Here is a 9,725-nt window from a genome sequence, read left to right on the forward strand (position 1 = left end):
CGTTTCAAGTGGCGCCATTTTACTGGCGCCTGATCCCCGGCACAGTTGCCGAGGTAGAATGCGTTCGCACAAGGTGCGTCCGCGATCATAGCCGGTAGCCTCTCGCCTCTAGCCCTGCATCCGCCGCAGCTTGCGGCTGCTCGCTGTCAGGGTTCGCAAAATAACCTGCCAGCCTGTTACAGAGGACGACGAGAGGCATACCGAGCATGAATGCCGTATGTGTCGGATCTCCTTCGCAATGATGAAGCGTTTGAAGAATAAGCTTGCGCTCGATATCCTCGATGGTCTGACCAACAAGGATATCGACGGCCGCATCGACCGTTTGCGGCCTCGGATAATCACCACAAAGGTGGAGGGCGATCTCTTCGATCAATCGCTCCTCGCTCGCCGTGGCTATGACGATTTCCGTGGCGCAATCGCCAAATTCGCAGAAGACATAAAGCCCGCTTTCGGCGTCGATCGTCACGCGTCCCGCGACCTCGGCCGATTGATAGCGAATGAGAATATGCGGCGAAGCATCACCGCCAAATACCACGGAAAGCGTCCGGTCTGCCGAATGGAGCCTGTCTCGAAGCCGGCCCGTGAGACCACCCAACAGTGCCTTTGCCTTCAGATTGCCTATCTCCCGGACAACCGAGCCCTGATAATCCGAACCGGGGAGCAACTTTCTCATCATGGCGACACCGACGCGGGCAGCACCGAACGATCGGCACCGGCCTTCCTCATATCAACCATCGGGGTTGCGACCTTATGGGATCGCGAGACAATGGCGCGAACGCTCATCCCACCCCCCTCAGTCCGCCCTTGCCGTTCCGCCGGCACAGCTGCGGCAGCGACACCGGCCGGGACAAAAGGAAACCCTGGACGTGGGTCGCACCAGCCGCGCGAGCCGCTTCGAGTTGGGCTTCCGTCTCGATGCCTTCAACGACGACAAAGGGTGCAAAGCAGGCGGCAAAGCCGACGAGATGCGAAAGGCTGTCGCGCCCATCGCGGCCGCGCCTGTTATCCCTAAGAAAAGCCGCGTCGATCTTGACGATATCGCTGGTGATTTGCAGCAGCGAGGCCGGCGTCGCAAAGCCAGAGCCGAAATCGTCGATGGCGATACGGCAGCCAAGCGAGCGGATCATCTTTACCCGCTCGATGGCGGTGCCAACCAGAGGATATGTTTCGGTGACCTCCACGATAAGGCGCGAGGAAAGCTCCGGTTGATGAGTGATTCGGCCGAAAATATCGGCGAATCGATCCGGATGGGACAGGCTGGCGACGGACAGGTTGCAGCCGAGGACTAGCGTTTCGTCGGCAGCAAGCGCCGACAAGACCATATCGAGAATACGCAGATCGAGCGCGAACCAGTGATCCTGCCGCTCAAGCAGCGACACAAAGGTACCCGCTCCATGCACGGTCCCGTCCGATTCCGTCACCCGCGCCAGGCTTTCGGCATAGAGTACCTGTTCGGCATTCACCGCGTCGTGAACCCACTGAGCGGCAAAGCCCAGGCCGCCCTCGGCGATAGCCTTTAGAATCAGGGCCTTATGGCCTTCCTCATTGCGATGAGCATTACCGTTCATCGAACCTCCCTTCGTCGGGAGAGGGATCACAGGCGAAGTTTTGGAAAAAAGCAGCGGCAATTGAAAGCGGCGCAATCCGCTTCGAAACATGAGATTTCTGGCGCTGTAAATCCGCGTCTTCCATCTTCCAGACACCCTTAAACCTCATATCATCGAGGTCCTCTGCACCGAGCCGGAAATATTACACCAAAGACCAAAGTCTATTCGGCGCCGCCACACCGATGGTGCTTTTTATCTATTGCTAATACACTAATTAGCATCTCACTGCAAAAGTCAATCTCTACGCGTTTTTTGTTATATCTAATTCAACTAAAACATTAACAAGTCTCATCCGTCATTACCGACTTCACTCATGAGGCCACCATCTGTTCTGCCGCGCTGCTTGAAGGGCCAAATCCAGGGACGGCAATTCGGCGTGCCACAGCTTTTCCCATTCGAGGCTCATGACGCCGGCATAACCATCCGCAGCAAGTGCGCGACGCAGCGCGGCCATGGGAAACTCACCGCTACCAGGCAATACATAGCTGTAGGGCAGCTTCGGCCCCGGCTTCGAGATGCTGTCCTTCACATGAAGATGCCGGGTGTTGTTTCGAACCAGCTTCCAGGTCTCCAGGAGATCGTGGCCGCCCTTGCGCCAGGTGTGATGCGTGTCCCAGAGCAATGCACAGTCAGGTGCAGCCTCCAGGAAACGCGCGATGGGATCGAGCCTCACGAGGCAATCATGCGTTTCGACGACCATCTCGGCGACGAATCCTTCTCGCCTGGCCGTTTCACGCCACCATTGCAGCGTCTCCAGCGCCTCGGCCAGCTCTCCGGCATCGCCACTCTCGCCGCCGTCAAAAACCCGCAGAGACTTGACGCCGGCGGCTTCCGCCCAGGGGAGATAGCGCAAAAACTCTTCCTTGGCCTGAGATGTCGCGCCGACAATGCGCAGCGAAGTATTGAAGGCGCAAACCTTTACCGGCGACGCTGCCAGCGCCCGGGCGAGACCAGCCGGCGAAGCGAACCTCTCGGTGAAATAACTGACCAGATCGATCGTACCGCCAAGGGCGCGAATTTCGATAGCGTCGAGCCCGTGGCGCGCTGCCAGGGCGAGAGCCTCATCCAATTCGAGGTCCGCGCATCCCAGCGTGGAAAATGCCAGCTTTATCCGCGGCACGCTATTATCAACGGCAACCACCACACATTCCTCCGCTGGATTTTCCGATGTCGATCAAGCGCGGCTGGGCAGCGTGTACCCGCACCAGCTGCGCGACATAAGTAACCAAACGGATAATTACGAAGCAACACCCGGCCGTCAAGGGCCGGCACCCTTTAACCGGTGGTCGCGACTGAGCTTCATCGCAGGATCAGTGCAGGATATCCCAAAAAGGCCTAGAGCCATCCCTCACCAGACGATGGGATGCGTCTCTCCGGTCGCAACATTGACGAAGCCCTCCGGAGCCCGTTCCGAGGGAGCCACGAGAACCCAGCGCCAGGGTGCGCAGGTGAGCGTCGCGAAGGAGAGGCGCTCGGGAAAGCCCGGCCACCAGCGCGGCGAAAATGTCGGCTCATACATCCAGTCGATATCGGCGCCGGCCTCGTAAAGCAGCTGCATCTCGGCATCCAACTCTTGCGCCGATCGTGCCGTCATCAGGCCGCCGACTTCGTAGCGGACGCGGGCGACGACCTTGCCGCCCGATACCAGCACCCAGCCGCCCTGCTGTTCGTTGAGCGCATTGGCGACCGTCGCCATGGCTTCATCCGAGGAGCCTACGACCCAGATATTGTGCTTGTCATGGCCGAGCGTTGCGCCAAGTGCTGTATCCGGCGTGCGGGGTCCGGTACCCAACCAGAACATCCTGGCGACCTTGGCCTCGCCGGAAAAGCGGTCGACGATTGCGAACTTGGTGACATTGCGATCCGGATCGCGCTGCACAGCACCGCCGCTAACCGGCAGATCCATGGTGATGAAATCATCGGCCCAGTGGAATGGCCGCAGCAGCGCCGCCTTCGCCGTCGCCGCGTCCGAGGGCGCAGCGATACGGAAATCCTCCGATGTGACGACCCGGTCGATCCGGACGGTCTTCGTTGCCCAATCCGGCCAGTCGATCTCGGGCCGGACACCGACGAAGGACTTGCCTTCTGAAGCCGGCCTGCCATCGGCCCAGACCTTGGCGATCGACAGCGTCGCAACATCGTCCAGAAGCACGATATCGGCGAAGCGGCCGGGCGCGATCGAGCCAACCCAGGGCGTGAGCCGCATATGCCGCGCCGGATTGACCGTCACACATTGAATGGCGATCTCGGGCGCCAATCCGTTTTCAATTGCAAGCCGGACATTGTGGTCGGTTGCGCCAATTTTCAACGTATCGGAAGCGCTGCGATCGTCCGTGACAAAAGCGATCTGCGACCAGTCGGACAGTCCTTTTTCGATCAGCCCCTGGATGACCTCAGGCAGGGAATGCGGCCGAAGCTCAATGAACAGCCCGTGCGTCAGCTTTTCCCAGATTTCATCGAGGAACCAGCCCTCATGATCGGAAGCGAGGCCCGCGCCGGCAAAGGCGTTGATGGATGCGAGGTCGCGCAAGCCGGCCCCGTGCCCCTCGACAACGCCACGCTGCTCGAAGGTGGCGCGGATCATGCCCCAGAGGCGATCATAGGCGGGATTGTCCGGATTGCTGACCGAGGGCCAGTCCATCACCTCGTCGAGACCGGCAACCATCAGGCTTTCGCCGAGAAAGGCCTTTTGCTCGTCATAGCCGAAGTGGCCGCCACCCCATTCATAGGCGGTCGGCGGCACGGCCGAGCCCGGCAGAGGGAAGATCTTCATCGGCGAGCCGCGGCGGCGTGCTTCCAGCCAGAATTCGAGATTGCGGGCGCCGTTGACATTGGAAAACTCGTGGCTCGCCTCGCAGACCCAGGTGACGCCGTGCGGCATGACCAAGGCTGCCTCCCATTCCGGCGTCAGGTGCGAACTTTCGATGTGCTTGTGCGCTTCACCAAAACCGGGGACGGCTGCAAGATGCGGCTCGTGAATGCGCTCGCCAACCTCGCCCTGGTAGCTGCCGGCCGGACCGACATAGGCGACGCGCCTGCCCTTGATGACGATCTCCTGATCCTGAAGCCAGGTACGGCTATGCACATCGAGCAATCGGCCGACGCGCAGCAACCGGTCGGCCGGGCGGCGACCGAGGGCGGTCAGCGTCAGATCCTGGCGGATCAGCACCTCGTCTGCTGCGTTGACGAGCAGATCGTCGGGGAGATTTGTCGTTGGAGATGTCATGAGAAAGATGCCTGCGGGAAATTCGATCGGCCGAGGGTAAAGATGGTGGTCCGCCGTGTAAAGCGACTTAGCGCGGACGCGGGAAACCAAACTATCTCAATGGGTTGCATTTCCGGCCACGATGCGCGCCGGAATATGTGGATTGCCGCAGTCGAGACCGAAAAACTCACCCCTGCCCAATTGTTGGGCTTGTAAAGCGGGTGCTCGAAAAATAGTATCCTGCAAGCTTGAAGCATATGGCTGATTTTATTGACCAAAGGATTTCGATCATGAAGGGCCTCTCTTTCGTCCATGTCGCGGGCCTCGCCATTCTTGCAGCGACCGCCACTTTGCCGGCCTTCGCCCAGGCAAAGACCCTCACAGTTTCATGGTGGGGCTACAATGGCGAGAAGATGCAGGCCAATATCATCGAACCGTTCAAGAAGATCTGCGGCTGCGACGTCGTCTTCGAAACCGGCAACAATGCCGACCGGCTCAACAAGCTGAAGCTGCGCGGGGGTAAGGGTGTCGACGTCATCTACCTCACCGACAGCTACTCGCAGGCCGGCATCCAGCAGGGCCTCTTTCAGGAGATCGACCGCAGCAAGATCCCGAACATTGCCGATCTCTACGACATCGCCAAGGCGCCGCAGGGCAATTACGGCCCCGCTTACACAATCGGCCGCGTGGGAATCGTCTACGATACGGCGAAGGTGAACCCGCCGATTACCTCCTGGAACGACCTCTGGCGCGAGGACCTGAAGGGGGCTGTTTCGCTTCCCGGCATCACGACTACAGGCGGACCGCTGACAGTGCTTGAAGCCGGCAAGCATGCCGGCGTCGATCCCTATACCGATGCCGACAAAACCTTCGAAGCCATCGAGACGCTGAAGCCGAGCGTGGTCAAGAACTACGATACCGGCTCCGAGCTGGTGAACCTGATCTCGACGGGCGAGGCCAAGGTGGCGATAACGCAGGATTTTGTTCTGACATCCTTGCGCGCTGCCGTACCGACGATGGCCTGGGCCGATCTGAAGGAGGGCGATATTGCCGTCCTCAATACAGTCAATATTCCGAAGGGCTCGGAAAACGTGGAGCTCGCGCATCAGTTCATCAACTTCATCCTGTCGAAGGACGTGCAGCAGGCGGAAGCCGAACAGGGCGTCGATGCGCCGGTTTCCACCAAGGTGGTGCTGCCGCCGGAAAAAGCGAAGCTCTGGACTTATGGCGCCGAGATGATCGCCAAACTCAGTCGCATCGACTACGAGAAACTGATCGATGCACAGTCGGACTGGGTCGATCGCTGGAACGAAATCTTCGGCATGTAACAGGGCGTGCCGTGGCGACCCTGCGGCATCTCACGGAATTCGTCTGATGAAGCATCTTGCAAAATGGGGTTTAACGGCGCCGGCGATTATCGCCGTGGTCCTGTTCCTGCTCGTTCCGGTGATCATCACGATCGCTGCGACATTCGGCGAAGCCAAGGGTGTGTTTTCTCCCTATGTCGCCTTCTTCACCAGCGGCTTTCGCCGCACGGTGCTTTTCAGGACAATCGAGATCGCCCTGGTGACGACGGCCATCTCCCTCATGATCGGCTTTATCGCCGCCTATGTGATCGCGCAGATGCCGGGCCGCCTGAAAAGCGTGATGATCATTGCCGCCGTCTTTCCGCTGCTGACCGGCGTCGTCGTCCGCTCCTTCGCCTGGCTGATCATTCTCGGCAAGAACGGCATTCTCAACAGCATGCTGCTTTCGGTCGGCGTCATCAGCGAGCCTCTGTCTATGCTCTACACCGAGGGCTCGGTAATCGTCGCCATGGTCTATCTTTTCGTGCCGCTGATGATCCTCACCCTTGTCGGCGTGCTTGAGGGCATACCGCAGGACCTGATCCAGGCGGCGACGTCGCTTGGTGCAACGCCGGCTGCGACCTTCCGGCAGGTGATCCTGCCGCTTGCCACGCCCGGCCTTATCGTCGGCGCCGTGCTGGTCTTTACCGGCAGCTTCACCTCATACGCCACGCCGCAGCTGCTTGGCGGTGAAAAACAGATGATGATGGGTACCTTCCTCTACCAGCGTGCCATGGTCACCTTCGACTGGGTAGGAGCATCGACGATCGCCGCCATCATGGTGGTCGTGACGATCGGCATTGTCGCGATCATGAGCCGCATCGCGCGGCGACTGAACCCGATGGCGGTGTAATCATGGCGAAATCCGTTCATCCCGCACTCATCGCTTTCACGGCTCTCATCTTCCTGTTTCTGCTGGCGCCGCTCGTCATCATCATCGGCGCGGCCTTCAGCGACACGACCTACCTCACCTTCCCGCCGCAGGGCCTGACGCTGCACTGGTTCTCGAACATCTTCGCGATCGAGGCCTTTCGCACGACGGCAATCACCAGTTTCGAACTCGCCTTCCTTGGAACCGGGCTCTCGCTGCTGCTTGGCGTTCCCGCCGCCTACGCCATCAGCCGCTACAGGGTCGAGCTGCCGAGCTGGCTTTCGACGCTCTTCGTTCTTCCGATCCTAGTTCCGGAAATCGTCTTCGGCTTCTCGCTGATGAAATCGATCACTATCGGCCTCGGGTTGCCGATCTTTCCGAGCCTGTTGATCGGCCATGCGCTGCTGGTGCTGCCCTATTCGGTGCGCGTTGTCAGCGCCAGCCTTGCGAGCTTCGATTTCTCGATCGAAGAAGCTGCTATCAGCCTCGGCTGCCCGCCGCTGAAAACCTTCCTGACGGTGGTGCTGCCGAATATCCGCGCCGGCGTCATCGCGGCCTTCATTCTCGCCTTCATCACGTCAATCAACGATGTCTCCGTCTCGGTCTTCCTGACCGGCCCCGGTATTTCCACCCTTCCCATCCAGATCCTCGCCCATATGGAGCAGTTCTTCGACCCGACCATCGCCTCGGTCTCCGTGCTGCTGATGCTCGTGACCGTCGCCGTCATGGCGGTCGTCGAAGCCACCCTGGGCCTCACCTTCCTGACAAAGTAGCCGCCCGTGACCGTATCGCTTACCATCCAATCCATTAGCGCCCATTACGGCAAGACGGCCGTCCTGCAGGACCTGTCGCTATCAGTCGCCGCCGGCGAATTGGTGTCGCTGCTCGGCTCCAGCGGCTGCGGCAAGACGACGACGCTGCGGCTCGTCGCGGGCTTCCTGCAGCCGACGAGCGGCAGCATCAAGCTCGGCGATCGCGATCTGACCACGCTTCCCGCACATGCCCGCGATATCGGCCTCGTGTTCCAGAACTACGCCCTGTTTCCGCATCTGACGGTGCTGGAGAATGTCGCCTTCGGCCTGAAGCAGCGCGGCATCGCAACGCAGGAACGTCGACAGAAGGCTGCAGCCATGCTGGAGCGCGTTGGCCTCTCAGGCCTCGGCGACCGGTTACCCTCCGCACTCTCCGGCGGCCAGAAACAGCGCGTCGCATTGGCGCGTGCGCTCGTCATTGAGCCGCCGCTTCTGATGTTCGATGAACCGTTGTCCAATCTCGACGCCAAACTCAGGGTCGACATGCGCGTCGAGATCCGCCAGCTGCAGCGCGCCAACGGCACGACATCGCTCTATGTGACGCACGACCAGGAAGAAGCCTTCTCGATCTCGGATCGGGTCGCCATCATGAATGCAGGTCGCATCATGCAGCTCGATACGCCGGAAGTCCTCTACCGCAAACCGGCCAATGCCTTCGTTGCCCGTTTCGTCGGCTTCGAAAACCTGCTGCCATTGCAAGTGGTCGCGCGCGATGGCGCCCTTGTGACGGCAGAGGGTGCAGGCGGTGCAAAGATCACGCTTTCGCAGGATGATTTCGGACCGGTCCCCGATGATTTCATCCTCGGCTGCCGCGCCGACGGGCTTTCCGTGCGCCACGAAGGCAATGGATTGCCGGCGACCCTCGGAATGAGAACCTATCTCGGCCGCGCCTATCAATATCAGTGCGCGACGCCGTCCGGTGATCTTGTTGCCAATGGCGCATTGTCCGAGCCGCTGGCAGCAGGTAGCGCGGCTACGCTCGTGCCCGTGCCCGAACAGTGCTGCATTCTTAATCCGCAGCGCTGATCACATAGGTTGCCACTGTTTTTTTGCCAAGACGCGCTTTCTGTTATGCTGACAATCAGCCCAGAGGCTCGAAATGAGCTGGGATGCTCAGGCAAGCGCATCAGCTCTCGCCGGTCTGCTCCGATCAAGGGTAGATTATTCGCAACCTTTAGTGGTTAAGGTTTTGCAATTGATCTATGGCTGCAAAGAGCGCAACATATGATTTGGGCTATCGTTTCAGTTTTGACATTTTATCTCGGAGCACTAAACACTTTACTGGCGCGTGTGGCAGGGACATGCACTCAGGGAGAGGCGGACCGACTTTGGGGCGTGATGATATCTATTCCCTTCTATATCGTCGCCGTGCTTGGCCTCTTTAAGACAAAATATCTCAAAACGACGACTATTGCTTGCAGCCCCGTTTTCCTCTTCGCGCTCTGGCAAGCTGCCTTCGCCTTCAGACTCGCGCTTGATATTCTTCTCTACGATGCCAGCGCTTGCGAAGTTCTTGAGGGCATGCCTTATTCAAAGAGCGGAGATGAGATCGTATTTGCTATTCTCTGGCCTCTCGTTACCTTTGGAATCCTCATAGCTTTAATGTTGGTTTACACCCTACGCCGACCTAAAAGCGGTCTTCGTCGAGGATAAATGTCAGCGAACATTCCGCAGCCTTGTATTTTAAAACCGCAATCCCTTGACTGCCCGTTTGGTTTCCAGGCGGGCAGTTTGCTTTTTGAGTTGGGGAGTTTGGACGTTATCGGTCACCGCCTTGGGCGTAGACACGTCCGCAGCCTTTTGCATAGGCGGTTTGATGCTGCTTGATGCTGTGGTTTATTTTGGGTGTTTTGGGGCTGGTTTTGGCGTGGTTGCGTGCTTGCG

At 59.3% G+C, this 9,725-nt stretch carries 9 protein-coding genes; 5 read left to right on the plus strand and 4 right to left on the minus strand.

Features of this window, described 5'->3' with window-relative positions:
- Nucleotides 1–85: 85 nt before the first annotated feature.
- The 4 genes from A6U86_RS33405 to A6U86_RS33420 form a co-directional block, all read right to left on the minus strand.
- Nucleotides 86–673, minus strand: coding sequence for a helix-turn-helix domain-containing protein (locus A6U86_RS33405; protein WP_141683867.1), 588 nt, complete (start codon nucleotides 671–673; stop codon nucleotides 86–88).
- A gap of 106 nt (nucleotides 674–779) precedes the next feature.
- On the minus strand, nucleotides 780–1,568 hold the full coding sequence (locus A6U86_RS33410) for an EAL domain-containing protein (RefSeq protein ID WP_068401216.1): 789 nt from the start codon (nucleotides 1,566–1,568) through the stop codon (nucleotides 780–782).
- Nucleotides 1,569–1,914: 346 nt separating this feature from the next.
- On the minus strand, nucleotides 1,915–2,751 hold the full coding sequence (locus tag A6U86_RS33415) for a sugar phosphate isomerase/epimerase (RefSeq protein WP_244510146.1): 837 nt from the start codon (nucleotides 2,749–2,751) through the stop codon (nucleotides 1,915–1,917).
- Between the two features lie 204 nt (nucleotides 2,752–2,955).
- Nucleotides 2,956–4,833 carry an adenine deaminase gene (locus A6U86_RS33420; protein WP_068401112.1) on the minus strand — a complete coding sequence of 626 codons (1,878 nt, stop codon included), beginning with the start codon at nucleotides 4,831–4,833 and terminating at the stop codon, nucleotides 2,956–2,958.
- A gap of 269 nt (nucleotides 4,834–5,102) precedes the next feature.
- Here A6U86_RS33420 and A6U86_RS33425 point away from each other — a divergent pair, with 269 nt between their 5' ends.
- The 5 genes from A6U86_RS33425 to A6U86_RS33445 all read left to right on the plus strand — a co-directional run bounded on the left by A6U86_RS33425 (nucleotide 5,103) and on the right by A6U86_RS33445 (nucleotide 9,494).
- Nucleotides 5,103–6,140 carry a PotD/PotF family extracellular solute-binding protein gene (locus tag A6U86_RS33425; protein WP_068401223.1) on the plus strand — a complete coding sequence of 346 codons (1,038 nt, stop codon included), beginning with the start codon at nucleotides 5,103–5,105 and terminating at the stop codon, nucleotides 6,138–6,140.
- 46 nt (nucleotides 6,141–6,186) lie between these two features.
- Nucleotides 6,187–7,011 carry an ABC transporter permease gene (locus A6U86_RS33430; RefSeq protein WP_068401114.1) on the plus strand — a complete coding sequence of 275 codons (825 nt, stop codon included), beginning with the start codon at nucleotides 6,187–6,189 and terminating at the stop codon, nucleotides 7,009–7,011.
- Nucleotides 7,011–7,802, plus strand: coding sequence for an ABC transporter permease (locus tag A6U86_RS33435; protein WP_068401117.1), 792 nt, complete (start codon nucleotides 7,011–7,013; stop codon nucleotides 7,800–7,802). The genes A6U86_RS33430 and A6U86_RS33435 overlap by 1 nt, the downstream gene beginning before the upstream one ends.
- Before the next feature lie 6 nt (nucleotides 7,803–7,808).
- On the plus strand, nucleotides 7,809–8,867 hold the full coding sequence (locus A6U86_RS33440; protein ID WP_068401120.1) for an ABC transporter ATP-binding protein: 1,059 nt from the start codon (nucleotides 7,809–7,811) through the stop codon (nucleotides 8,865–8,867).
- 198 nt (nucleotides 8,868–9,065) lie between these two features.
- Nucleotides 9,066–9,494: a hypothetical protein gene (locus A6U86_RS33445; protein WP_068401123.1), complete on the plus strand. Its 429-nt coding sequence runs from the start codon at nucleotides 9,066–9,068 to the stop codon at nucleotides 9,492–9,494.
- Nucleotides 9,495–9,725 lie beyond the last annotated feature (231 nt).

This window comes from Rhizobium sp. AC27/96, assembly GCF_001692325.1.
GTDB lineage: Bacteria > Pseudomonadota > Alphaproteobacteria > Rhizobiales > Rhizobiaceae > Rhizobium.

Coding starts and splice junctions, on each gene's coding strand:
- A6U86_RS33405 (WP_141683867.1), bottom strand. CDS start 673: ATGAGAAAGTTGCTCCCCGGTTCGGATTATCAGGGCTCGGTTGTCCGG.
- A6U86_RS33410 (WP_068401216.1), bottom strand. CDS start 1,568: ATGAACGGTAATGCTCATCGCAATGAGGAAGGCCATAAGGCCCTGATT.
- A6U86_RS33420 (WP_068401112.1), bottom strand. CDS start 4,833: ATGACATCTCCAACGACAAATCTCCCCGACGATCTGCTCGTCAACGCA.
- A6U86_RS33425 (WP_068401223.1), top strand. CDS start 5,103: ATGAAGGGCCTCTCTTTCGTCCATGTCGCGGGCCTCGCCATTCTTGCA.
- A6U86_RS33430 (WP_068401114.1), top strand. CDS start 6,187: ATGAAGCATCTTGCAAAATGGGGTTTAACGGCGCCGGCGATTATCGCC.
- A6U86_RS33445 (WP_068401123.1), top strand. CDS start 9,066: ATGATTTGGGCTATCGTTTCAGTTTTGACATTTTATCTCGGAGCACTA.